Below are 24,711 nucleotides of genomic sequence, written 5' to 3' on the forward strand. Positions count from 1 at the left end.
TCATGTTGAAAAAGTTGCTACATCATTATGACTATACGCTTCTCGTGACCATGACATTATTGATTGGTTTCGGCTTAATTATGGTTTATAGTGCCGGATCTGTATGGGCAGGATTAATTTTTGAAAAGCCTCAGCCACCTACCTATTTTTTTATTCATCAGCTTATGTGGTTGATTCTAGCGATTCCAGTTGGAATTTTTGGCTTAGTCTTTCCTTATCAAGCCTATAAAAAAATTGTAAAACCATTTATTTTTTTATCATTGGGCTTGCTTTTCCTGCTCTTTTTGATGGGGAATACTGTGAATAATGCACAATCTTGGTTTCATATTGGTGCATTCAATATTCAACCGGCAGAATTAGTGAAAATTTCAGTTATATTATATTTGGCCTCAGTTTTCTCAAATAAACAGAATTCAATTTCTGATTTTAAGACATCAGTCCTGCCCCCATTAATTGTAGTATTGGTGTTTTTCTGTCTCATTGCGGCACAGCCAGATTTTGGGACCGCTATGATTCTCATTTTGATCTCAACGATTATGGTTCTTTGTGCAGGACTTAGGACAAAACATCTTTTGTTTCTAGGCGGATTCGCTGTACTTTTTGTTCTGCTCTTTTACAACAAATTTTTGAGTAGCAACCAACTCGGCAGATTTACTGCGGCTTACGATCCTTTTTCGGTTGCCGATAAGTCAGGACGACAGCTAATTAATTCATATATCGCAATTGCTTCTGGCGGATTTACCGGGAGGGGGCTTGGACAAAGTATTGAAAAAACAGGATTTTTGCCCGAACCGCAAACGGATTTTATCATCTCGGTGATCGGGGAAGAATTGGGCCTATTGGGCATTTTATTTGTTATACTATGTATAGCCTATCTTGTTTTTAGAGGCTTTGTAACAGCGATTCGCTGCAAAGATGTATTCGGAAGTTTGTTGGCCATTGGAATCTCGAGTATGCTGGCAATACAAACATTTGTCAATTTGGGAGCTGCCACTGGTCTACTACCGATAACAGGTGTTACACTGCCTTTTGTCAGTTACGGTGGATCTTCATTGATTACGATGGTCTTTTCAATTTGTGTGTTAATGAACATTTCTGCATTCGTAAATATGAAAAGATCGAACAGCCAACGAGAAGGGAAGAGAGAGAATGTTAAAGCGTACTATTAAACGATTGCTCATTGCGAATCGTGGCGAAATTGCAATCAGAATTTGTCGTGCATGCACGGAACTAGGTATTCGAACTGTAGCTATTTATTCTAAGGAAGACATTAGCTCCTATCATCGTTACAAAGCGGATGAATCTTATCTAGTTGGCAAAGGAAAGAATCCAATTGAAGCGTACTTGGATATTGAGAGCATTATCGAGGTCGCAAAAGCACATCATGTCGACGCCATTCATCCAGGATATGGATTTCTCTCTGAAAATGCAGACTTTGCACGACGATGCGCTGAAGAAGGCATCATTTTTGTCGGACCGAAACCAGAACATTTGATGACATTTGGGGACAAGGCGGCTGCTCGAGAAGCAGCTGTCAATGCAAATATTCCTGTTATACCCGGATCAGGCGGCCCAGTTGCTTCAGTAGATGAAGTGAAGGCATTTGGGGCAACACATGGCTATCCGATCATAATAAAAGCAGTACTTGGTGGCGGCGGACGCGGAATGCGTATTGTACGCAGTGCTCAAGGTGTTGATGAGGCTTATGCACGTGCAACTTCTGAAGCCAAACAGACTTTTGGTAAAGAAGATGTGTATGTTGAAAAGTATTTGGACCATCCGCGCCATATTGAAGTACAGATTATGGCCGATGAGTCAGGGGATATCGTTCATCTCTATGAACGGGACTGCTCTGTACAGCGTCGTCATCAGAAGGTTGTTGAGGTAGCACCGAGCCGAGGACTTGGTGAGAAACTTCGCCATGAGATTTGTGATGCTGCTGTTCGATTGATGAAAAGCGTGCATTACCTAAATGCCGGAACCGTTGAATTTTTGGTTACGCCGAATGGGGAATTTTATTTTATCGAAGTCAATCCGCGTGTACAGGTTGAACATACAATTACTGAATTGATTACAGGTATCGACATCGTATCCTCTCAGATTCTTATCGCTCAGGGTTATGGATTACATGAGGATCCGGTGCTTATTCCAGAACAGAAGGACATTCGTACTTATGGGTATGCGATCCAATGCCGTGTGACTACTGAGGATCCAAGTAACTCATTTATGCCGGATACTGGGAAAATTGTTGCCTATCGAAGTGGCGGAGGATTTGGCGTTCGATTGGATGCCGGTAATGCATTCACAGGATCGGTAATCACTCCGTATTATGATTCGCTATTGGTGAAACTTTCGACTTCAGCGCGTACGTTCAAGAGTGCTGCAGTAAAGATGTTGCGCAATCTAAAAGAATTCCGAATTAGAGGTATTAAAACAAACATTCCATTTTTGATCAATGTTGTTCAACACCCTGATTTTCTAGAAGGTAATGTATCAACAACATTCATTGATACAACACCGGAATTGTTTGTCTTTAACAAGATATTAGACCGCGGCACGAAAATGTTGAATTATATCGGTGATATTACGATTAATGGCTATCCGGGGATTATGAAGAGTAAGAAACCTATTTTTGACGTCCCACCGATTCCGGATGTCAAACTTTCTGAACCATTCCCAGGTGGCACCAAACAGATATTGGAGCAGCATGGTGCAGAAGGCGTTTCTCAATGGATCAAGGCACAGAAACGAGTGCTCTTAACAGATACTACATTTCGTGATGCACATCAGAGTTTGCTTGCAACACGCATGCGCACAAAGGATATTGAGAAAATAGCGGGTCAAACAGCTCATTTACTTCCAAATCTTTTCTCTGAAGAAGCGTGGGGCGGTGCGACATTCGATACAACGTACCGCTTTTTGAGAGAAGATCCATGGGAAAGATTACGTAAGATTCGTGCGAAAATGCCAAATGTATTGCTTCAAATGTTATTGCGTGGTTCAAATGCGGTAGGTTATAAAAATTACCCTGATAATTTAATCCATGCATTTGTTAAAGAAGCTGCAAAGCAAGGCGTTGATGTTTTCCGTGTCTTCGACAGTTTGAACTGGCTTGACGGAATGCGTGTTTCACTTGATGCTGTTATTGAGAGTGGAAAAATTGCTGAAGCGACGATGTGCTATACAGGCGATATTTTAGATGGGTCACGTACAAAATATAATCTCGAATACTACAAAAAATTGGCAAAAGATATGGAAGCAGCAGGGGCACATATTCTCGGTATTAAGGATATGGCAGGCCTATTAAAACCTGAAGCTGCCTATCGTTTAGTCTCCGAATTAAAGGAAACCGTTTCTCTGCCGATTCATCTTCATACCCATGATACAAGTGGGAATGGTATTTATACCTATATTAAGGCGATTGAAGCTGGGGTAGACATTATTGACGTTGCCATTGAAGCAATGTCAGGCATGACCTCACAACCAAGTATAAATTCTTTATATTATGCACTCGGCAGCGATGTGCGTCGTCCGGATGTTGATATCGATGCACTTGAATCGCTGAGTCATTATTGGGAGAAAGTTCGCCAATATTATTATCCATTTGAAAGTGGTATGAAGACGGCAAACGCGGAGATTTATAAACTTGAAATGCCAGGAGGACAATATAGTAACCTTCGTCAACAGGCAATTGCGGTTGGGCTAGGCGATCGCTTTGAAGAAGTTAAGGATATGTATCGCCGAGTGAATCAACTATTTGGAGATATTGTAAAGGTAACACCATCGTCTAAAGTTGTTGGTGACATGACACTGTATATGGTACAGAATAACTTGACGGAAGATACAATTTACGAAAAGGGTGCAACACTTGATTTCCCTGATTCGGTCATCAATTTCTTTATGGGCGAATTGGGTCAGCCATATCAAGGTTTCCCTAAAGAATTGCAAAGTATTGTACTTAAGGGTAAACAGCCATTATTGGATCGTCCGGGAAAGCATTTAGATCCTATTAATTTTTCTGATATTCAAGCACGATTGGAAGAGAAGTTCGAGCGGAAGTTTAAATTTCATGAAGTCATTTCCGCAGCACTCTATCCTAAGGTGTATACGGACTATCTCCGTTTCTGCGAGACGTACGGGCAAACAACAGTGCTCGGTACACCGACTTTCTTCTACGGACTGAGATTAGGTGAAGAAGTATCAGTCACAATTGAAGAAGGAAAAATGCTCGTTGTGAAATTGATTTCGATTGGACATCCGCAAAAAGATGGTACACGGACGTTGTACTATGAATTAAACGGTCAGCCGCGTGAAGTATCGATTAAAGATATGAATGTTCAAGCATCTGAAGTCGCGCATGCGAAAGCCGAAAAAGATAATGCACACCAGATTGGTGCCTCAATGCCAGGTACAGTCGTGAAAATTTTGGTTTCTGCCGGCGAACGTGTGAAAAAAGGTGACCATCTGCTTGTTACTGAAGCAATGAAAATGGAAACAACGGTTCAAGCTCCAATCGATGGAACCATCAAGAAGATTTATGTCGATGAAAATGATGTGATTGAAACCGGAGACTTAATGATTGAATTGAATTAATCCGAAGTAGAATGAAGATTAACGAAGAACCCAAGTGAGTAAAACTCATTTGGGTTCTTTTTTCAAAAAATAGAACGTTTGTTACTCAAAAATTTCAAGGTTCATGACACTTGTGGCAACTGAGCATTGAAGCACATTATGATAAAAATTAAGAACTGGGCGACTTTGCCCAGTTCTTAATATGTGAAAAGAAGTTATTGAAATGATTAACAGAAATGGAGCATAAATATGTTGAGTGGTTTACATCCATTCATTTTGCTTGGGGCCGACTGCAAAAGAGAATAAGCACAGTGAGTAGTCCAAAAAATCCGGTAACGAAAAAGGCGTGTAAGAGCAAGAATAGTAAGTTCATTTTTGTCAAAATAATAAATGCTCCCGAAACAGCTTGAAGTAAAACGAAAATTAAAGCGAAGAATACAACTGTAAAAAGTTGTGCCTGGCTTTGATAGCGTTTATACACTACGATTAATGTCCAGACTAACCAAAGTAACAGAACGAGCGCAAGTACACGGTGCAAGTATTGAACGCCTGCTTTACTAATGAGTGGTTCTGGAAAAATATGCCCATTACAAAGCGGGAAATCTCTACATCCCAAGCTGGACTCAGTATGGCGAACAAAAGCCCCCGAGTAAATGAGAATATAGGAAAAGATACCCATTAAGATAAAATTCCACTTCATGGCCTTGTGTACGGTAAATTGAAACAGTTTTAAATGCGGTTTACCAAACTCGAGCACAAGACAGGTTAACAGCAGCATACTGGCGAATGACAGCAAAGAGATGCCAAAATGTAATGCGAGAACGACTGAGGACTGTCCCCAGACCACTGCCGCCATACCGAGGAACGCTTGCAGAAAAATAAAAAAGACGGAAGCGATAATTAAGAAACGACCACTCCATACCTTTTTAAATGGACGCCAGAGCCAAATGGCTTGAATCACGACAAGAATGGATGCTAGTCCTGAGACCACACGGTGGCTAAATTCAATCCATGTCTGGTGTGCTTGGGCATTTGGAATTACCTGCCCATTGCACAGTGGCCAGTTGTTTCCGCAACCATATGCTGAACCGGTATTTGTGACGAGTGCACCCATGATTACAACGATGAGCACGGAAAGCATTCCGGATATGCTGATTATTTTTAACACGCGTTCTTTCAAATAGATCACCTGATTTCTAAATATCTTCTGATGTAAAATCAGACATGTACTCTTATTTTATCAGAAAACCGGCCTATTCAAGACTTTTTCGCTTAAATTCATTTCAGATGAAGCAAATTGACAAACAATTGGTACGTGCATGATCCAAAATGTGACAAATAACATTGAGTAAAACAAAAGACAAACGGTTTTTGTTCATATATAATAATAATGTGATATTTTTGTGAACGGATTTAATAAAAGTTCCTCTTCCAATTAGGAAAAGAAATTTAGGATAAGTTATTACCTTGAGATTCGTTTAATGATCGACTATAGAGAAAGAAGGAAATCATTTTATGAAAAGCATTGATTCTGAGCAAGTATTACAAGCGAAAGAGGAAGTTTCGCCTCTGAGCAGTTTAGTTAGAGATGTATTGACGACCGTGAAGATTGGTATTGTCAATTCAAATTTAATGACAGCATTTACAGGTGTCTGGCTTGCCGTGTGGATGACTGGATCCAGTTGGTCATCTGTTATTTTCCCTGTACTCTTTGTGTTAATCGGTACGGCACTCGTGATTGCAGGAGGGTGTTCGCTAAATAATTTTATTGATCGGGATATTGATCCATTGATGGAACGCACCCATGAACGCCCCTCTGCAACTGGGAAACTTGGCGGGAAAACAGTATTGATTATGGGCCTTTCTCTTTCAATCACTGGTTTGCTCGCTTTGCTGGCGGCATCAACGACTGCTGCAGCGTTTGGTCTTCTAGGATTACTGGTTTATGTATTAGTGTATACAATGTGGCTGAAACGTAGTTACACCATGAATACAGTTGTTGGGAGCGTAGCAGGAGCGGTACCGCCAATTATCGGTTGGGCTGCGATTGATCCATTGCTACAATCCCCAATTCCTTGGGTACTGTTTTTGATTCTGTTTATGTGGCAGCCACCGCATTTTCTCGCTCTCGCAATGAAACGTGTAGAAGAGTACAGACGGGCGGGTGTTCCAATGCTTCCGGTTGTCGCCGGCTTTGAAGTGACGAAACGACAAATGATATTCTATGTATCTGTACTCGTTCCGATATCATTGCTCCTTTATCCATTAGGATTGGTCTACATTGTGAGTGCGTCTCTGCTTGACTTAACGTGGCTTGTACTTGCAGTTTATGGATTAGTAGCAAAGGATACGATTAAGTGGGCAAGAATAATGTTTGTTTATTCATTGAATTACTTAACGTTATTGTTTCTATTGATGATTGTTTCAACCTTTTTTAACTAATCTTGTCGAATTGTAAAAGTCGGAGAATTTATTTTTCTCCGGCTTTTATTTTTTATACTAAGAAATATTGATCCGTGAATTTGATGGCATCATACCTCAAGAAGATGAATAGCTGCACCTTTCATTTGAATACGGACATTTATAACATGAACGTTCATCACGAACCATAAACTGAGTGTGACAGGTCTCATGGAGGGAGTGCTTCGGAATGTTTGAAGTAAGAATGGTTCATGAAAGTGATGTACCACGATTTCTTAAGCTTATTGAGAGACTTAAGCGAGACAAATGTGCGTTCATTCTTGAGGCAGAGCAAGACATTAAGGGATTAATGAAACAGATCACGCTCACTAAGCAACATATTGCTTATTTCATGGCAACACAAAATGATGAAAACATCGGAGCAGCATTGATTGTGGGGCATCTAAATCAGACGATGAACCATGTCGCACATGTAAACATCGCAATTCTTAGTGAATGGAGAGAAAAGGGCTTTGGGTATGAACTATTAAAAAGCGTAGAGGGTTGGGCATTAGAAAACCATTATCATCGACTTGAAGCGTCAGTTGCTGATGATAATCGTCCAGCTTTACTCCTGTTCGGTTCTTGCGGTTATCATGTTGAAGGTATTCGTCAATCAGCATTTCTTTTTCAGAGCAAGCTGCAAAATGCGTTCTACATGGCGAAATTGTTAAAGAATGAGTTGCCACGGAGCAAACATCATTCCAAAAGCATTCACATTAGTGACTGAGGTTTATTACACAGGCATCTTGTTAAAACTGGGACTGGGTATTCAAGGAGGCCTTCGATGAAACTACCAGTCTCGTTTATTAGACATCATCTTTTACTGGTCACGTTAACATGTGTTCTCTTAATCGGAACGGCAGGCAGTGCGGAAGTTTTGCATCATGTGTCGGCGCAAAGTAATCACCAATTCCGTCCTGAACGGCAGCTATCACCAGTGTTTCAGCCTGAGAGAGCGCTCATGAACATGATGAATTCAGAACGCGAACGCTTACACATGCATCCTTTTGATCCGGAATGGAATTTGTTCCGTTCAGCGCGAATAGCAGCTCAGAAGCTCGAGAAAGGTCAGGATGAGCGTATTGCAATGCAAGAGGCCGATAACATCATCAATACAGAGGAGAAGAATAATCAACAAACGGTACATCATATCATTTTACGCGAGTCAAAAAAGAAGATTCCGGTTCAAGAACTTTGGAGACAATTGAAACAAAGACATGTATTCATTGACCGCACGACCAAACTGCAAATTGGCATTGGTTATGCTGCAGGCGATCAAGGGCGCATTTGGGTTATTCTCTTGAAGGAACTTCACCCTAAAAGAGGTCAATAAATTGCGCTTTTAAAGAAGATTTTATTCATCCCATCTATCTATCCACATTCTGGGAGTGTTGATATAATAAATGAGTGTATGAAAGCATAAGAAGGGGGAACGACGATGAGAAAAACTAATATAATCATCTTTGTTATTGCGGTCATCGTTTTTGCAGGTACATTTATTGTTAGTCTTATCAGTCTTCCCTCAAACAATGAAAAAATGCAATCTGGAAAAAATCATCAACTGTCAGCGAACTTCCAGACTACGTTTAAAGTGCCGAATACAGGCGTGCATAAATTAATGGGTAAAAGCAAAAAACAGATCGTAAAATTATTAGGAACACCCGAGCGTATTGATCCTACAAAATTTGGCTATCGCTGGTTTATTTATGGAAGACAAAGCGAGTCGTACCTTCAAGTGGGAATCGATAATTCAACGGATCGAGTGACGACGGTGTATGCTTTGGGGAATAAACTTAAAACAAATCCATTCGTTATAGGAGCAGACGCTCAGAACGTTTACGCAAAGGTACCCATTGCTGATGAATTATCATTATCTTACAAAGGAACAAAAATTGATTTTGAACTCAATGAAGAAGATATGATGGTGCGACCATTAATGAAATTCGGTAATTACTGGGTACAATTAAATTTTGACCATCTTTCGGATCGGCTGATTGGTATTCGCTATTTAACAACAAGTGTTCTTGTAAAACAGCATCCCTATTCAATGACCTATCAGGGACAGCTACCTGAGTCTCCTGTACTTTCAAATAGTGCGTGGAATGCGATCGATAAAGCGGAGAATCAGGAAATTTTTGATATTAGTAATGTGCTGCGAATGAGATATGGTAAGAAGACGTTAGACTGGAATGAACAAGCATATAAGGCTGCGTACCAACACAGCAAAGAAATGAAAATAAAGGATTATTTCTCGCACGACTCAAAATGGTCCGGTGACTTGAGAACACGATTAGAGAAAGAGAATATTACTTTTCAGGTTGCTGGTGAGAATATAGCTGCAAAATATCCGGATGCAATTGCAGTCAGCTTGGGTTGGCTGAACAGTGTTGATCATCGGGAGAATTTATTGAATGAAGCGTTCAGTGAGTTAGGTGTTGGTTCTTATCAAAATTATTATACTCAGGATTTCGTGAAACCATGAATTCCTTGAGAAGTCGTTCTTAGGTAACTATTTGGGCGCACATCTTTGACGCATATGCTTATGATAAATATAGGTGAATAGATTTGGAAAGGAGTGCTTATGATGGGAGAGGAGAGGACCAATGCTGCCATCAAACGATTTAAAGTATTTTTGCGCAACCATCCACAAATTGTCACTTATGTTCATGAGCATGATGTAAAGTGGAATGATGTCTTTGATGACTGGGTTATTTTTGGTGAATCCCATGAGGTTTGGGAAAAATATGGGGTCAAGAATGAACAGGATGACCCGTCCAAGAGTGAGAGTCAAAAAAAGTCTTCTTTCTCAATTAATAAAGTGCTAAAAGTTGTGGATAACATCGATACAAAACAGTGGCAGGAGAGATTGGATACGATCAGTGGAGCACTATCGGGGATCCAAACATTTATTGGACAATTCCGACAAAGCGATGCTGATCCTGGTCAAAAGAGCACAATAACGCCTAATGAAGCATCAGAGCGATCGACATCATCCATGCCGGAGCAACAACGAAATCAGCGCCCATTCTACTTTCGAAGGGATTGATTGAATTGAGACCATCGATACAAGCCTATCTTGACGAACATCCGGATGAAAAGTTATTTATAAGAATGAATCCCGAGTGGTACAGGAGACTAAGCAGATCTCCGTGGGCGCTGAGAGATCTGAAACCGGCAGCGGATTACTTCTATGGTCGAACATTCAGTCAAAAATTGGATCGGTTTAACCAAAGGGCAGCGATGATGTCAATGCTTGTCTCAATGGCGCAGGCAATGACTGAGCAAAAGCAAGAAGAGCATTAATAAGGGCAAGCGAGCACTGAACGCCTCATTCCAAGAAAAGCTTGACACATACTGAGAAACAAGAATCATGGCACTTTTCGATCATTTGTTGTATATTTTAATAGAACTGGAGGTGGCCAAATGATTGCAACACTTGAGAATGCCTCATTATTGGATGAGGCAGATGAACTCGCTTCAATGGTGATTCAGTCTGAGATCTATGCCGAATACATGCTTAGCAAACAAAGGTTTGAACAAGATAAAGAGGCCCAGCGCTTAGTGGGAATTTTTCTTAAAGTTAGAGAAAAGTATGATGAAGTGCAACGCTTTGGAAGGTATCATCCTGATTATAAACCAGTCATCAAGGAAATGATGGAGAGCAAACGCGAACTGGATACTTACCCATTAATTGCTGATTACAAAAAAAGTGAAAAGAGACTGAGTGATTTACTTGGTGAGTTGAGTATGGTGCTTGCACACTCAGTATCCGAGTCGATAAAAGTACCAACCGGTGACCCATTCTACGATCGCTCCTGTGGTACAGGATGTGGTTCCGGAGGAAAATGCGGTTGCCACACAAAATAATGAAGCCGGTTATTATGCGTCACAAAGAGATAGAATGGCTTTTACAGATATAAGGGGTGGTCTGCCGGTGGATATACAACAAAGAGATGGATTAGTCGTCTGGTTGTATAATACGAAGTATTTACGTGTCCTCAGACGTTATGGATATGTGCATTATGTATCGAAACGGATGAAATATGCGTTACTTTATTGCGATCATGATCAAACTGAAGAAACACTGAATCAGCTCGCAAAGCTGAAATTTGTAAAGCAAGTTGATCCGTCACATCTACAAGAAATTCCGACGGTTTATGAAAAGGGAAAATCGAAATTCGAAATTAAAGATGAAATCTATAATTAAGCCAAAAGTGGCAGACAGGTAATATATTACATCTTTATCTCCAAATTCAAACTTTTTATTGCTCATTTTGGACAAGCACTTAAGTAGTGACAAAATATTTTCATATAAAAAAAACCCGCAGTCAAACTGCGGGCTGTCTTTACGCATCACATCACAGATGCAAGACAATGGGAGAGGAGAAACCGGCGGATACTTATGGGGAAACGTAAGCATCCGCGGTTGGGCCAACATCGCGAAGGATGTTGCCAAAGATTATTATTTACAAGTTTATGGAAATCTATACATTAAAAGCTATGTGTTCATCATAATCTTTGATTAAGAATTAGGTGCCTATTTCAGATTGACCAGAAGTATAAAAAAATAGGGAAACCTATGAAGATTATAGTGAAGGATAGTTCATGTAGGAGGAAACATCGTGAGGGTAATCTCCGGAGAAAACAAAGGTCGGAAATTAAAGGCCGTTAGCGGGAGAATGACCAGACCAACCACAGATAAAGTTAAAGAAACAATTTTTAATATGATTGGTCCTTTCTTTGAAGCTGGAATGGCCTTGGATCTTTATGGAGGAAGTGGAGGACTAGGTATCGAAGCACTTAGCCGAGGTGTTCATCATACGGTTTTTGTAGACCGGGCAGGCGGTGCATGTCAAGTCATTCACGAAAATTTGAAACTCTGCGGTTATGAAGCACGTTCGACAGTTTTACAAATGGACTCCAGTCGAGCACTCGAGAAGTTATCGAATGATCAAAGGTCTTTTGATCTTGTTTTTCTTGACCCACCTTACGCGAAGCAACATCTGCGTCAGGATCTTGACACTTTAATTATGAAAAATATGCTGGCACAGGATGCAACTGTAGTAGTTGAACACGAGGAAACAGTCCCTCTGCCCGACGTCATTGATGACCGGCTTGTTCGGGTGAAATACCGGACCTATCAAGGACAAACAGCTGTTTCAATCTATAACTTTCATCCTGATCAAGGAAGTGAGCATGTTGAGTAATCGTATCGCTGTTTACCCGGGAAGCTTTGATCCGGTTACGTTTGGCCATTTGGATATTCTGCAACGAGGGCTCTCCGTTTTTGATCATATTATTATCGCAGTGCTAAATAATTCCCGAAAAGATCCGCTCTTTAGCGTGGAAGAACGTGTTGATTTTTTGAGGCAAGCAACGGCCCACTTAGAGTCTGTCACTGTTGACTCGTTTGATGGATTACTTGTTGACTATGTCCAAAAGAAGAAAGCGAATATTGTGCTTAGAGGATTGAGGGCGATCTCTGATTTTGAGTATGAATTACAGATCTCAGCAATTAATAAGCACTTGAATCCTGAAATCGAAACCTGTTTTATGATGACGAGTAATCATTATTCATTCCTTAGTTCAAGTATGGTGAAAGAGGCAGCCATGTATGGCGGTTCGGTTCATGAATTAGTACCTGAACCGGTTGAGAAAGCTCTTAATCAAAAGTTTAAATAAGGCTGGATTACTTCATCAATTTATTCACCTTTCGGATTCTTCTTAACATAAGAAGGATGAATATGATTAGTGATGTGAAGGTTATCCATGGACCGTACGTCAACGTCTGCTGGGAAAAATGTTCAAGAGCAGGCCCGGCTGCAAAAGTTGAAATTGATGTTAGTCCTGATTCAATCTTGAAAAGATGAAAAAGAAAATAAGCGGCTATCGACGAGAAAATCATTTGAAAAAAACGGCCGACAAAGAAAAGCTTGGGACTTAATCCTGCTTGTGAAAGGATGCTCATTGCTTGAGCTTGAATAGAAAAGCCACAAAAACCAAGGAGTCCGCTGACAAGCACGACCCGCTCAATGAGTGGTGCCGAAGTTTCGGCAACTGCGTGATCACCGATCGTTAATTCAAAGAGTCCGGGAATGGCAGCAGGTCCTAGTGATGCTGAAAATCCGCATAGCTTTAAAAAGGAGCTAAATAGGTGATTTAATAGGTTGATTATGCCAATTTGGAGCAGGAGTTGGTAGAGCATCGAAAATAATGCGATAAAGCCTCCAATGGCGAGTAGTGTGTTCACTGAAGCGATCACAGCATCACCTAATTTTTTTCCGAATGGCTGGTCATGGGCGATGCGCTCCTGATGCATACTCATCAAAGCACCCGATATTAGGTGTCGGCGTGAACCTTTTTTCTCAAAAGTAATTTTCGGTCCGTTAAATCGCATCATAAGTCCAACACCGATGTTTCCGATGTAGTGTGCGAGTGCGAACACAATACCTAGAGATGCTTGATGAAAAAACGAAACGGCGGTTACACTAAAAAGAAAAAGCGGGTTGCTAAAGTTAGTAAAACTGGCAAGTCGCTCCGCTTCAGATTTACTGAGCCTATTCTCCTTGTAGAGCTGTGCGGTGATTCTCGCACCGGCAGGAAAACCTGAGACTAATCCCATCATAAAAACGAATCCTCCAATTCCGGGGAGTCGAAAGATTGGTCGCATGATCGGTTCCATAAGGACACCTGCAAAACTGACAACGCCAAAAGCGATCATCAGTTCAGCCAACACAAAAAATGGAAATAAGGCTGGGAAAACCTTATCCCACCAAATGGTCAAGCCTTGAACCGAACCGTGAATGGCAACATCCGGATAACGAATCATCAGGAATGCTGTAGTCACTGAACCGGCGGCTAACAGATAAGTGAAACTTTTTGAGCGATTCATAAATAGGTTCACCTGCATTTTCGGTCAAATCAAAAGACCTGTCCACTTCATTCAATATACGGAATGGAATCATAAGTTAGACCATCTACCATGTAAAAAATTGGGTCACCCATTGATGGTTATGAAAACAAAAAGCATATATTCCGTCTATATCAAAGGTTTGAACATTTTTTTCATCCCTAGATTAATTCCTTTATAATGAAATTACATCAGATGACATAGTTATAAGTAATGAGCGCAAAGGGGCGTAAGGTTTTGCAAAAACGAAAAAAAATCATTCAGTGGGTACTGATTATTCTCGGAATTGTGCTCATTGCTTTAAACTTTTACCAAACACCGTATTTTGTTCAGCGTCCGGGCAAGGCAGAATCCATGCATGGAATGATAAAAGTAAAGAATGCCTATCCGATTGATGGCGCATATCGATTAGTTTACATATATCTCGGTCAGGCAAACATCTATCAATATCTGTGGGCAAAGTTTGATGGGGACAAGTACACGACACTTGTTAAAGAAAATCAAGTGAAAATGCCGAATGAGGATGAGCAGGATTATAATCTCCGACAAGAAAATTATATGAACAGCGCTCAGCAAACAGCCGCGTATGTTGCTTATCAAGCAGCCGGAAAGAAGCCAAAGTTACTTGAAAAAGGCGTGTTGATTATCGGGTTGATGAAGTCAATGCCGAATGCGCATGCTCTAAAAGTCGGTGATTTAGTGATTGGTATGGACAATCATCGAATCGCAACAACAACAGATATGGATCGTTTAATAAAAAAGAAAAACGTTGGGGATACCTTTCCTCTGACCATCGTTCGAAAGAATCAGGTAAAGACAGTTACTGTAAAGGTGGCACCTTTTCCGAAAGCTTATGCAGGCTCAGGTAGGAGCAGGGGTATTGGCATTTATCAAGATAATCATGTAAAAGCTGAGGTTAAGCCATCAGTAAAATTTACGATTCATAATATAGGTGGTCCATCAGCAGGACTAATGATGACGCTCGATATTTATGACCAACTAACAAAAGAGAATCTTTCAAAGGGCAGAGATATAGCTGGAACAGGAACCATTGAATTGAATGGGGATGTCGGGCCCATTGGTGGAATCTCTGATAAAGTTGTCGGGGCAAGTAAGTCTGGGGCAGATATTTTTTTCGCTCCATATGCAGATCATGAATATCAGTTAGCGAAAAAAACAGCGAACGAAATAGGTACGAAAATGAAAATTGTTCCGGTTAAACGATTTAGTGACGCTGTAAATTATTTAATGCGTGAGTAATTTCGTACGGAAAAAAGCTTTCTTGACGAGTCAATCTGAATCGCCAAGAAAGCTTTTTTGATGCGCATCATAGCGCACGGGTGGATGCCCCGTTTCGGTAAAGGGGTGAGAAGTATGTCCCAGAGCAACTAAATAGTCATAGATTTGAGCAGCTTTTATATCTTGTTCAAGCATTTTAGAACGATGATTTCTTATTTTTGATAGGATTGGAATTTCCATTTTTTTTCGAATTAATGCTAAGTATGCCTGTCCATCTCGGTTCATCCCGAGTAATCGAATAGAATCCGGTTCCTGATTCAGTGCTAACGGTTTCGCTTCGGACTTTAACGTATCGGTCAGAATATGGACGGCAAGTCTTTGGAGACGTGCCCAAGTGTAACGCTTCGTCTTTACCGAAGTAATAAAATCATGGAAGGAGTGTGCTGAGCGGATACAAGCGAGCAGACGGAATTCAATTCCTTCTTCGATTTCATAAATCTCTGAGAGACGGTCTGTATTCATTGAGAGAAGCTTGTATTTTAAGAATGGGAAGAAACGTTCCCAACTTGCATAGCCATATGTTTCTTGGGCATTTTTAAGGGCAGTACATGTAGCGTGTGGAATTTTATTTTTGATGGCCTGCAGTGCAGCACCTTCCAATAAGTGACGACGTATACTTGATGCACTCGCAACGGAAGCATCTTTTTCAAATGTTCGATCGTTATGCTCAGTCTCGTACCGTTTCATCGTCAGAGGAATCATGGCACTGTTTCGCTGCTCAATCGCTTTTAAGTAGTGAAACCCAAGACTATTATTTGGTTGTGCGAGATCCACCAATTCCCTCGGATCATTTTTCGCGATGAAGCGATAGGCAGCTGCGTGCGCATTTGGATAACTCAATCCTTGACTCATGGCATGGGCTAATTGCATTGAATAGATGTCTTGGTGCCCTTGGATGAGTGACAGCGTATTCTGGAAAGGTTCGATCTGGCCACATTCACTGCTGAAAAAAAGATGTGTGACTCCGAGCTGATCAAGCAGTGCAACGGCTCCGCGTGCGAAGGTATCTGCCTTGCCAACGGCATAGACAAATGGGAGTTCGACAATCAGATCGATCCCTGATTGTAGGGCCATTTTCGTTCGCGTCCACTTAGAGACGAGTGCGGGTTCCCCACGTTGAAGAAAATCACCACTCATCACAACAACAACGAGATCTGGATGAAGTGTTTCGCGAAGCCGGTTTAGTTGATATAAATGTCCATTATGAAAAGGGTTATATTCCGCAATAATTCCGGCAATAATCATTAAATAATCATCCTTTTGAAACCAAGATCATGAATGCAACCATTTTATCATAGTCTCCCTTAAAAAGAGAAATTGCCAATGGTTAAGCAGCTGTGATAATCTTTAAAGAGAAGCAACGTCTCGGATTGACATTCCGATTGACGAGGCTTATAATAACATTTGTTGTCTAGAGGTGGTTCAGTATGTCTTTAGCATGGTCTATTCCTGAATTGATGCAATTCAGGAATGAAGGTCTGAGTTTTCACAAAGAAGTTGTATTACCTCTGGAATTGTTTCGAGCGGATCCTGAAATACGAAGCATAACACCTGTTGACGTTAAGGGTGTCGTAGAATTTTCAAAACGGTCGCTAACTTTTCATTTACAGTTACAAGGTCAGTTGATTTTACCTTGTGCTGTAACTTTGGAAGATGTCGATTATCCCTTTCAGATCAATACCGCAGAGACATTTTTGCTGTCGGCGGGAACTGAAGACGAGACAGAGGGAGAATTCGTTCATCCTGTTGAAGGTGAGCAAATCGATCTGATCCCTTATCTCGTTGAAGCTATATTGGTTGAGAAACCAATGCGTGTTGTCAGTGAAAAAGCTCGCGCTCAGTCTGATCTATCTGGGAAGGGCTGGACGCTTGTTAATGAGGAAACGTCGAAGCAGCAGATTGATCCAAGGTTAGAAAAACTGAAGAAGTTTTTTGACAATTAATGATTGTCCGAGGAGGTGTCAAACGTGGCAGTACCAAAAAGAAGAACATCAACTACTCGCAAAAACAAACGCCGTACACACTTTAAGCTGGCCGTTCCAGGCATGGTTAAATGTGATAACTGTGGAGAATATAAATTAGCTCACCGGGTGTGCCCATCATGTGGCTCATACAAAGGTGAAGAAGTTGTTGAAAAATAATTTAACGAATGTTTTTGAGAAGCCGTAATGGCTTCTCTTTTTTTAGCTATGGAAGTATAAAACTTTTTGCGTAAAGATGTAGCGAAAAGGCGAGGCGCCTTCGGAACGTTACTGTTTAGAGCAGGCCAGGTGAGTTCCCGCAGATTGGGGTTACCAAGAAGGCATACGGATCGCCTGCAGCAAGCGAGCAATCGAAGCATAATCAATGCAAAGTAAGGACCAGGCGATTTTTGCCTGGTTTTCTTCCCTCTTTTTTGGGCAAAGAAATAAGCACATTCTCTTCTACCGATCCTATTAGCAGCATAAGGTATAAAACAAGAGCAATGTTCAAAATTAAATTTGAGAGAAAAGAGGGAAGAGAATGCCATCAAAAAGACAAGATGCATGGACGAAAGCGGAAGACTTAACTCTTGCAGATACAATACTTCGCCATATCCGCAGGGGAAGTACTCAACTTGCTGGGTTTACAGAGGCAGGTGGTCTATTGTCTCGAACTCCGGCGGCATGTGGGTTTCGATGGAATTCAGCAGTGCGAAAAATGTTTGAGAATGAGCTTATGGAAGCTAAGGCAATCCGTAAAGAAAATAAGATGGGGAAAAAGAAGGGAATTACGCTAGACGAACCTAAATTATTACTTAGCCCCAAACTTTATACTTCCAATTCCGAGGCTCAACCGGTCATTTCTGAATCTATGATTGATCAGATGATCCTTTTTTTAAATCGGTTAAAGCAAGAGACGGCTTCTTCCGGAACGAAGCAAGCGGATGAACAAGTTAAAAGCTTACAAAGTGAGAAAAAGCTTTTGGATGAAGCTTATCAAAAATTGCAGAATGAATATATAGGAATTAAAAGCAACTATGAGTCTCTTTTAGAAGTACTTAAAGTGGTTGACCAAGCACGAAAAGACATTCCTCATGTGTAAAGATGATAGACGTGTCCGAGCGGGCACTTTTTTTTATGGCTAGAATCACATTGGTGATCTTTTTTTTATTCTTTTAATTGGAGCAGATGATGGGAGATTCTTGCTGAAGCGGCTAACGAGGTGCGCTATTTGAGCGATGTGAATTGTGGATCGACCACGTAACGCACGTGTGGGTAAAAATCAAAAGACAAGTTTAACTGGGAATTATAGATAAAATAATCACTATGGCCTATATCTTTTTTGGATTTTGAAGGATTGTTCATACGTTTGGACGAATCTTAAAAATAAAGTGGTGGAAAGTGGGGGATTGTGGTAAAGTAAAACAAAAGAGGAGGCGACCTTTATGTTTATGGGCGAATTTAATCACAGCATAGACACAAAGGGCCGTCTCATCATTCCATCGAAGTTTCGCGACGAACTCGGTGACAGCTTTGTGGTTACCCGTGGTCTTGATCAATGCCTTTTTGTTTATCCAATGGATGAATGGCACAGAATAGAAGAAAAGCTTAAGTCACTTCCTTTTACCAAAAAGGACGCACGTGCTTTTACTCGTTTCTTCTTCTCTGGAGCCAGTGAATGTGTGTTGGACAAGCAAGGACGTGTGTCGATTAGTAATGGCCTTCGTGAGTATGCGAAACTGCTGAAAGATTGTGTGGTTATCGGAGTTTCCACACGCCTCGAAATATGGGATCAAGAGGCCTGGAGTCAATATTTTGCACAATCTGAAGAATCATTTAATGACATCTCGGAGAGCTTGCTTGATCTTGACCTCTAATTAACGGATGATGCAAATCGTTCTTCGAGACGGGAGTCGGTATGATGTTTGAGCATATTACAGTATTGAAGAATGAAGCAATTATGGGACTTAATCTTAACCCTGACGGAATCTATGTAGACTGTACACTTGGTGGCGGCGGGCATAGTGAACGGATTGCTGAACAACTTAATCATGGACATTTGTATGCTTTCGATCAAGATGATGAAGCACTTGAGGCTGCATCACATCGTTTACATCACTTCTCTGACAAGATAACCTTTATCAAGTCAAATTTTCGTCATTTGGAACATGAACTCCATACACGGGGCGTGAATAAGGTTGACGGTATTCTCTTCGACCTTGGCGTGTCATCACCACAATTTGATCACGCGGATCGAGGATTCAGTTATCAGCATAACGGCCCGCTTGATATGCGTATGGATCGCCGTCAAGAATTGACAGCAGCTACCATCGTCAATCAGTGGCCCTTTGAACGTCTCGCACGTATATTTTTCATGTATGGTGAGGAAAAGTTCTCAAAAGCAATCGCAAGAAAAATTGAATTGCTTCGAGAAGATCACATGATCGAGACGACCGAGGAACTTTCAGAACTAATAAAAGACGCAATACCAGCACCTGCGCGTAGAACAGGTGGACATCCTGCAAAACGTGTTTTTCAAGCATTGCGTATTGCCGTTAATGACGAACTGGGAAGTTTCGATGAAGCGCTCAGTCAATCACTCCGAATGCTGACTATTGGTGGACGCGTTGCCGTCATCACATTTCAATCCCTTGAAGACAAGTTATGCAAACAATTTTTTAAAAAATATAGTGAGCCACCTGAATTACCACCGGGCCTTCCGGTTATTCCTGAAGCATACCAACCGGTATTGAAAAAAATCAGTCGTAAACCAATTGTTCCGTCAACGGAAGAATTGGCGACAAATAACCGTTCTCGATCGGCCAAACTTAGAATTGCTGAGAAAGTAAGGGAAATTAAGGAGGATGAGGAGCAGTGAATCAGAGTCAGCAAGCAATCAAGGTGCAAAGACAGGAGTATGTAGAACCAAGACGCCAGGAAGAACAGATTGTCATCACCCGGCGCATTACAAAAGGTGAAAAAAGTTTATGGGCAATGGCAGCTACGGTCTTATTTATTCTATCCTTTTGTATCGTTGCCAATCAAGCAAGACTATACATGGCTTCACAAGAGATTGCTTCTCTGCAATCTAAGATTGAAGATCAATCGAAGATAACGCAACAATTAAAAGCTGATTCTGACAGCCTAAGCTCTCCTGAACGGATTGTTCAATTTGCAGAGAAAGAACTTGGTCTGAAGCTGGATATTGAAAATATCAAGGTACTTCCTTAAGGTGGTTTTCCCCCATGTTTCAAAGAAAAAGAAGATTAATAAGTTTTTGGGCAGGTCTAGTCGGCGGTATTTTTATGCTGGCTTTTTTTGTCATTATCGGACGTTTCGTCTATATTGCGCAGGGTAAAGAAATTGACGGACATCATTTAATACGTATTGGAAAAAGCCAATGGTCTCAATATAAAATCGTTGACGAGAAACGGGGCACCATATACTCGGATAATGGGCGAATCCTTGCAGAAGATGTTCCCGCATACACACTGTATGCAATTCTAAATAAGAGCAGCGACAACTATGTGAAAGATAAGCAAAAAACGGCTGAAGAATTGGCACCGATTCTTGGGATGAAGGTATCGGATGTTTTATCGATTCTCAATCGAAAAGCCTATCAGGTCGAATTTGGCACCAAAGGCAAAATGTTAAGCTCCGCCAAGAAAAAAGAAATTGATCGTCTAAAATTGCCTGGTATTGGCTATTTGACCGAATCGAAACGTTATTACCCAGATCAATCAAGTGCTGCGTATACCTTAGGGTTTACTCAAATAAATCCGGTGAATAATCAGCAAAAAGGTGTTTTTGGTATTGAACAATCTTTGGATAATTATCTTACGGAGAAAGATGGTTCGATCCGCTATTACCGTAGCCTGTCTGGGGTGCCTATTCCTGATGAACGAGAGAAGATAAAAAAATCGTCACCTGGAAAAGACGTCTATTTGACACTGAATTCGCGCATCCAGACGGTACTGGAACAAGCGATGACAAGAGTAGATAATGAATATAAACCGGAGAGTATGATCGGGATCGCAGCAGACCCAAAGACGGGTAAAATTCTTGCGATGTCAACGTTACCCGGTTTTAACCCCAATAAACGCGATATTAAGAACTTTAGTAATGCCGCAATATCTGAACCATACGAACCGGGTTCCGTAATGAAGACTTTTACAGTTGCCTCAGCAATGGATGCAGGCGTTTATAAGGGATCCAACACCTATGCCTCCGGTGAGTACAAAACGGCCGGGGGAACGATTCATGATTGGAACCGTCAAGGTTGGGGGACAATTAGTTTCAATCAAGGCTTTGAACTTTCGTCAAATGTTGGTATGTCTGTTCTAACAGACAAATATTTAGGGGTAAATAAATTATACGATTATTACCGGAAATTCGGTTTTATGCAGAAGACAGGGATAGACCTTCCTGGGGAACGTTCAAGTCTTGTGAACTGGCAATGGAAACTTGATAAACTTGAAGCTTCATTTGGACAGGGTTCAGCGTTTACAGCGATACAGATTGTCCAAGCAGCGACAGCCATAGGAAATAACGGCAAAATGATGCAGCCCTATGTCGTCGATAAAATCATTAACCCTGAAACAAAAAAGATTATTATGCAACACCATCCCAAAGTCGCGGGTCATCCGGTTTCTGCAGCTGCAGCAGAACAGACACGAGCACTTATGCGCAAAGTCGTAACGAATAAAAACGTAGTTAACGGAGCAGGTGCAACGGGTCTTGACTATGACCTGCCGGGTTATGATGTAATCGGCAAAACAGGTACAGCTCAAATCTCTCAGAACGGTCAATATCTGCTCGGAAAGAACAATTATGTGTACTCATTTCTCGGGATGGCACCTGAGAAGGATCCGAAACTAATTGTTTATGTTGCCGTCAAACAGCCGCACTTGAAACCTACTGATCTAGGATCTGAACCTGTTGTTGATATTGTTCGCCCTGTCATGACGAGTGCCTTGCAATATTTGCAAGTCGATAAGAAAACGAGTGAATCTGGCGAGAAGAAACAGCTCCCATCTATCAAATTTAACTCATATATTGGCGATGATATGGCGGAGGCGGCACAGACCCTAACAAGTCAAGGTGTTGTTCCAATTACTCTTGGTTCGGGAACGATCAGAAAACAGATGCCTTATCCAGGGGAAATTTTGTATTCGGGTAGTAAAGTTATCTTATCCGGGGATGGGACAAAAAAAATACCCGACCTTACAGGATGGTCTCTTGCAGATCTCATGAAACTGGCAGATATGGAAGATTTGAAGTTAGTGACTAAGGGAGACGGATTTGTCGTTACCCAAAAACCAGCGCGCGGAACCCCGATTAAATCGGGGAGTGTGCTCACTGTTCAATTGCAATCTGAGAAGACTAATTCTAGTACAGATGGATCATCCGTTGTAAAACAACCAAGTAATCCATAATGTACAATTCTTAATTGAGAACTACACGAGAGCTCGTTCTATTTTTCCTTGACTGTTCATATGGGTAGGACAAGGAAAGATGAGAGGGGGCTTATTGTGCGTGTATCAAAAGTTACGGTAAAGAGGCGGCTGCTGTTCTTCTTATCTGTAGGATTATTTGTTTTCGCAGTCTTTATCGTTAGACTCGCTTATGTGCAACTCTTTGAGAATAATCAATTAACCAAGATCGCACTTGATTTGTGGAGCCGTAGAATACCTTATGAGGCCGAACGTGGAAAAATCCTGGATAGCCGTGGGAAGATTCTTGCCACAAATGTGAGCAGTCCTTCAATTCTAGTTGTTCCTCGGCAGGTAAAAGATAAAAAAGAAACAGCGGAGAAACTCGCATCGGTGCTCAATATGAGTCCAAAAAGAGCTTATGAAAAAGTAACAAAGAGTGAATCAATCGTTCGTATTACACCTGAGGGTAGAAAAATTTCGAATGAAAAAGCCTCTCAAGTTAAAGCACTTGGTCTACCGGGTGTCTTTGTTGCAGAAGACTTCAAACGTGATTACCCTAAAGGAAACTACTTAGCACATGTTTTAGGTTTTGCTGGAATTGACAATCAGGGACTCACCGGTTTGGAATCCTATTATAATGATGGGCTAAAAGGTAAGAATGGTCATGTCGCCTTTTTCTCTGATGTTCATGGCAATCGAATGTCAAGCCTAAAAGATCAGTATATCCCTCCGACTAGTGGTTCTAGTCTACAACTTACCATTGACTCGCGCGTTCAATCGATTATCGAACGTGAGTTGAATAATACGGTTGCTCAGTATCATCCGGACAGCGCAATGGCGATTGCTATGGATCCCAATACAGGGGCAATACTAGGGATGTCCTCGAAACCGGACTTTAATCCCGAAAACTATAAAAAAGTATCTCCAGATGTCTATAATCATAATCTGCCGATTTGGAAAACTTATGAGCCGGGTTCAACATTTAAGGTTATCACCTTAGCAGCGGCACTTCAGGAAAAGGCTGTGAACTTAAATAAGGATCACTTCTTTGATTCAGGATCTGTTGAAGTATCCGGAGCGAATTTACATTGCTGGAAAAGAGGAGGACATGGGGAGGAAACATTTCTTCAAGTGGTTCAGAATTCATGTAATCCCGGTTTTGTCGCGCTTGGTGAAAGGGTAGGAAAAGATAAACTTTTTTCTTACATTCATAAATTTGGATTTGGCGAGAAGACCGGAATTGATCTTCAAGGAGAGGCTAAGGGCATCCTTTTTAACGCAGATAAGATTGGTCCGCTTGAAGCTGCAACAACTGCGTTCGGGCAAGGCGTTTCAGTTACCCCAATTCAACAGATTGCAGCTGTTTCAGCAGCAGTTAATGGGGGCTATCTCTACCAGCCTCAATTAGCAAAAGCTTGGATCGATACAGATACTGGAAAGACGATAAATCGTGTTGAGCCGGTCATGAAGAGACGCGTCATATCGGAACAAACTTCAAAAGAGGTCCGAAGTGCGCTTGAAAGTGTGGTTGCACAAGGAACCGGTCGAAATGCCTATGTACAAGGGTATAGGATCGGAGGCAAGACTGGAACGGCTCAAAAGGTAGATCCCAAAACGGGTCGATACATGAGCAATAATTATATTGTATCGTTTATGGGTTTTGCTCCCGCAAACAATCCGAAAATTGTTGTCTACGTTGCAGTTGATAATCCAAAAGGTGTTTTACAATTCGGTGGTACCGTATCCGCTCCGATCGCCGGACGGATTATTGGGGATAGTCTTAGTGCGATGGGGATTAAAAAACAAACCGGCGGATTGGAAAAAGAGCTCCGTTGGCCTGATCAACCATTGATAAAGATACCGGATTTAAGAGGCATGGATAAGAATGATTTGAGAAATGCGCTCTTTGACCTAAAACTCAAGTCTGAAGGTAAAGGGGATATTGTAACGATGCAATCGCCAAAGCCGGGAATTAAGGTCAAACAAGGTTCAACAATAATGATATACTTAGGTGACAAAAAGAAAGCAGACGATTAAAATAAGCAATGGACGCAAGGGGTCAGGTGTCTCT

24 protein-coding genes are annotated in these 24,711 nt (G+C 41.3%); 21 read left to right on the forward strand and 3 right to left on the reverse strand.

Annotation, left to right across the window (positions count from 1 at the left end; translation table 11 throughout):
- Nucleotides 1-2: 2 nt before the first annotated feature.
- Both NIE32_RS00535 and pyc read left to right on the forward strand, forming a co-directional pair.
- The gene (locus NIE32_RS00535; RefSeq protein ID WP_253051933.1) at nucleotides 3-1,169 is read left to right on the forward strand and encodes an FtsW/RodA/SpoVE family cell cycle protein; all 1,167 of its coding nucleotides are present in this window, start codon (nucleotides 3-5) and stop codon (nucleotides 1,167-1,169) included.
- Entirely contained in the window at nucleotides 1,150-4,593 is a 3,444-nt protein-coding gene (pyc, locus tag NIE32_RS00540) for a pyruvate carboxylase (protein WP_253051935.1), read from the forward strand. Before NIE32_RS00535 ends, pyc begins: the two co-directional genes overlap by 20 nt.
- A gap of 250 nt (nucleotides 4,594-4,843) precedes the next feature.
- On the opposite strand, the gene NIE32_RS00545 is transcribed toward pyc, so the two are convergent.
- Entirely contained in the window at nucleotides 4,844-5,761 is a 918-nt protein-coding gene (locus NIE32_RS00545) for a COX15/CtaA family protein (protein ID WP_253051937.1), read from the reverse strand.
- 326 nt (nucleotides 5,762-6,087) lie between these two features.
- Between NIE32_RS00545 and cyoE the strand changes: the two genes are divergently transcribed.
- The 10 genes from cyoE (at nucleotide 6,088) to coaD (ending at nucleotide 12,717) form a co-directional block, all read left to right on the forward strand.
- Nucleotides 6,088-7,014 (forward strand): heme o synthase, encoded by a 927-nt coding sequence (cyoE, locus tag NIE32_RS00550; protein WP_253051939.1) that lies wholly within the window; start codon nucleotides 6,088-6,090, stop codon nucleotides 7,012-7,014.
- Nucleotides 7,015-7,222: 208 nt separating this feature from the next.
- Nucleotides 7,223-7,762: a GNAT family N-acetyltransferase gene (locus NIE32_RS00555; protein WP_253051941.1), complete on the forward strand. Its 540-nt coding sequence runs from the start codon at nucleotides 7,223-7,225 to the stop codon at nucleotides 7,760-7,762.
- A 57-nt stretch (nucleotides 7,763-7,819) separates the two neighbouring features.
- Complete coding sequence (locus NIE32_RS00560; RefSeq protein ID WP_253051943.1) at nucleotides 7,820-8,368, forward strand: hypothetical protein; 549 nt, start codon at nucleotides 7,820-7,822, stop codon at nucleotides 8,366-8,368.
- 105 nt (nucleotides 8,369-8,473) lie between these two features.
- Nucleotides 8,474-9,517 (forward strand): CAP domain-containing protein, encoded by a 1,044-nt coding sequence (locus NIE32_RS00565; RefSeq protein WP_253051945.1) that lies wholly within the window; start codon nucleotides 8,474-8,476, stop codon nucleotides 9,515-9,517.
- Nucleotides 9,518-9,616: 99 nt separating this feature from the next.
- The gene (gene ylbD, locus NIE32_RS00570; RefSeq protein ID WP_253051947.1) at nucleotides 9,617-10,081 is read left to right on the forward strand and encodes a YlbD family protein; all 465 of its coding nucleotides are present in this window, start codon (nucleotides 9,617-9,619) and stop codon (nucleotides 10,079-10,081) included.
- A gap of 5 nt (nucleotides 10,082-10,086) precedes the next feature.
- Nucleotides 10,087-10,338 (forward strand): YlbE-like family protein, encoded by a 252-nt coding sequence (locus tag NIE32_RS00575; protein WP_253051949.1) that lies wholly within the window; start codon nucleotides 10,087-10,089, stop codon nucleotides 10,336-10,338.
- Nucleotides 10,339-10,458: 120 nt separating this feature from the next.
- Complete coding sequence (locus tag NIE32_RS00580) at nucleotides 10,459-10,902, forward strand: YlbF/YmcA family competence regulator (protein ID WP_253051951.1); 444 nt, start codon at nucleotides 10,459-10,461, stop codon at nucleotides 10,900-10,902.
- Between the two features lie 67 nt (nucleotides 10,903-10,969).
- A complete protein-coding gene (locus NIE32_RS00585) occupies nucleotides 10,970-11,242 on the forward strand; it encodes a YlbG family protein (RefSeq protein WP_253051953.1) in 273 nt (90 codons plus the stop codon).
- 391 nt (nucleotides 11,243-11,633) lie between these two features.
- A complete protein-coding gene (gene rsmD, locus NIE32_RS00590; protein WP_354326807.1) occupies nucleotides 11,634-12,242 on the forward strand; it encodes a 16S rRNA (guanine(966)-N(2))-methyltransferase RsmD in 609 nt (202 codons plus the stop codon).
- Nucleotides 12,232-12,717 (forward strand): pantetheine-phosphate adenylyltransferase, encoded by a 486-nt coding sequence (gene coaD, locus NIE32_RS00595; protein ID WP_253051957.1) that lies wholly within the window; start codon nucleotides 12,232-12,234, stop codon nucleotides 12,715-12,717. The genes rsmD and coaD overlap by 11 nt, the downstream gene beginning before the upstream one ends.
- A 7-nt stretch (nucleotides 12,718-12,724) precedes the next feature.
- Here coaD and ylbJ read toward each other — a convergent pair whose 3' ends face one another.
- Nucleotides 12,725-13,927: a sporulation integral membrane protein YlbJ gene (gene ylbJ / locus NIE32_RS00600; protein ID WP_253051959.1), complete on the reverse strand. Its 1,203-nt coding sequence runs from the start codon at nucleotides 13,925-13,927 to the stop codon at nucleotides 12,725-12,727.
- A gap of 255 nt (nucleotides 13,928-14,182) precedes the next feature.
- Here ylbJ and NIE32_RS00605 point away from each other — a divergent pair, with 255 nt between their 5' ends.
- Nucleotides 14,183-15,205: a SepM family pheromone-processing serine protease gene (locus tag NIE32_RS00605; RefSeq protein ID WP_253051961.1), complete on the forward strand. Its 1,023-nt coding sequence runs from the start codon at nucleotides 14,183-14,185 to the stop codon at nucleotides 15,203-15,205.
- 30 nt (nucleotides 15,206-15,235) lie between these two features.
- Here NIE32_RS00605 and NIE32_RS00610 read toward each other — a convergent pair whose 3' ends face one another.
- Complete coding sequence (locus NIE32_RS00610; protein ID WP_253051962.1) at nucleotides 15,236-16,489, reverse strand: nucleotidyltransferase; 1,254 nt, start codon at nucleotides 16,487-16,489, stop codon at nucleotides 15,236-15,238.
- Nucleotides 16,490-16,671: 182 nt separating this feature from the next.
- On the opposite strand from NIE32_RS00610, the gene NIE32_RS00615 reads away from it, so the two are divergent.
- From NIE32_RS00615 to NIE32_RS00650, 8 genes are all read left to right on the forward strand, one after another.
- A complete protein-coding gene (locus NIE32_RS00615; protein ID WP_253051964.1) occupies nucleotides 16,672-17,187 on the forward strand; it encodes a YceD family protein in 516 nt (171 codons plus the stop codon).
- A 24-nt stretch (nucleotides 17,188-17,211) separates the two neighbouring features.
- Nucleotides 17,212-17,385: a 50S ribosomal protein L32 gene (gene rpmF, locus NIE32_RS00620; protein ID WP_010026240.1), complete on the forward strand. Its 174-nt coding sequence runs from the start codon at nucleotides 17,212-17,214 to the stop codon at nucleotides 17,383-17,385.
- A 361-nt stretch (nucleotides 17,386-17,746) separates the two neighbouring features.
- A complete protein-coding gene (locus tag NIE32_RS00625) occupies nucleotides 17,747-18,307 on the forward strand; it encodes a hypothetical protein (protein WP_253051965.1) in 561 nt (186 codons plus the stop codon).
- A 343-nt stretch (nucleotides 18,308-18,650) separates the two neighbouring features.
- Nucleotides 18,651-19,082 carry a division/cell wall cluster transcriptional repressor MraZ gene (gene mraZ, locus NIE32_RS00630; protein WP_253051967.1) on the forward strand — a complete coding sequence of 144 codons (432 nt, stop codon included), beginning with the start codon at nucleotides 18,651-18,653 and terminating at the stop codon, nucleotides 19,080-19,082.
- Between the two features lie 44 nt (nucleotides 19,083-19,126).
- A complete protein-coding gene (gene rsmH / locus NIE32_RS00635; RefSeq protein ID WP_253052299.1) occupies nucleotides 19,127-20,083 on the forward strand; it encodes a 16S rRNA (cytosine(1402)-N(4))-methyltransferase RsmH in 957 nt (318 codons plus the stop codon).
- A complete protein-coding gene (ftsL, locus tag NIE32_RS00640; RefSeq protein WP_253051968.1) occupies nucleotides 20,080-20,436 on the forward strand; it encodes a cell division protein FtsL in 357 nt (118 codons plus the stop codon). Before rsmH ends, ftsL begins: the two co-directional genes overlap by 4 nt.
- A gap of 14 nt (nucleotides 20,437-20,450) precedes the next feature.
- Nucleotides 20,451-22,640 (forward strand): penicillin-binding protein, encoded by a 2,190-nt coding sequence (locus tag NIE32_RS00645; RefSeq protein ID WP_253051970.1) that lies wholly within the window; start codon nucleotides 20,451-20,453, stop codon nucleotides 22,638-22,640.
- Nucleotides 22,641-22,736: 96 nt separating this feature from the next.
- Complete coding sequence (locus tag NIE32_RS00650; RefSeq protein WP_253051972.1) at nucleotides 22,737-24,677, forward strand: stage V sporulation protein D; 1,941 nt, start codon at nucleotides 22,737-22,739, stop codon at nucleotides 24,675-24,677.
- The last annotated feature ends 34 nt before the right edge of the window (nucleotides 24,678-24,711 follow it).

This window comes from Sporolactobacillus kofuensis (assembly GCF_024125425.1).
Taxonomy (GTDB): Bacteria; Bacillota; Bacilli; order Bacillales; family Sporolactobacillaceae; genus Sporolactobacillus; species Sporolactobacillus kofuensis.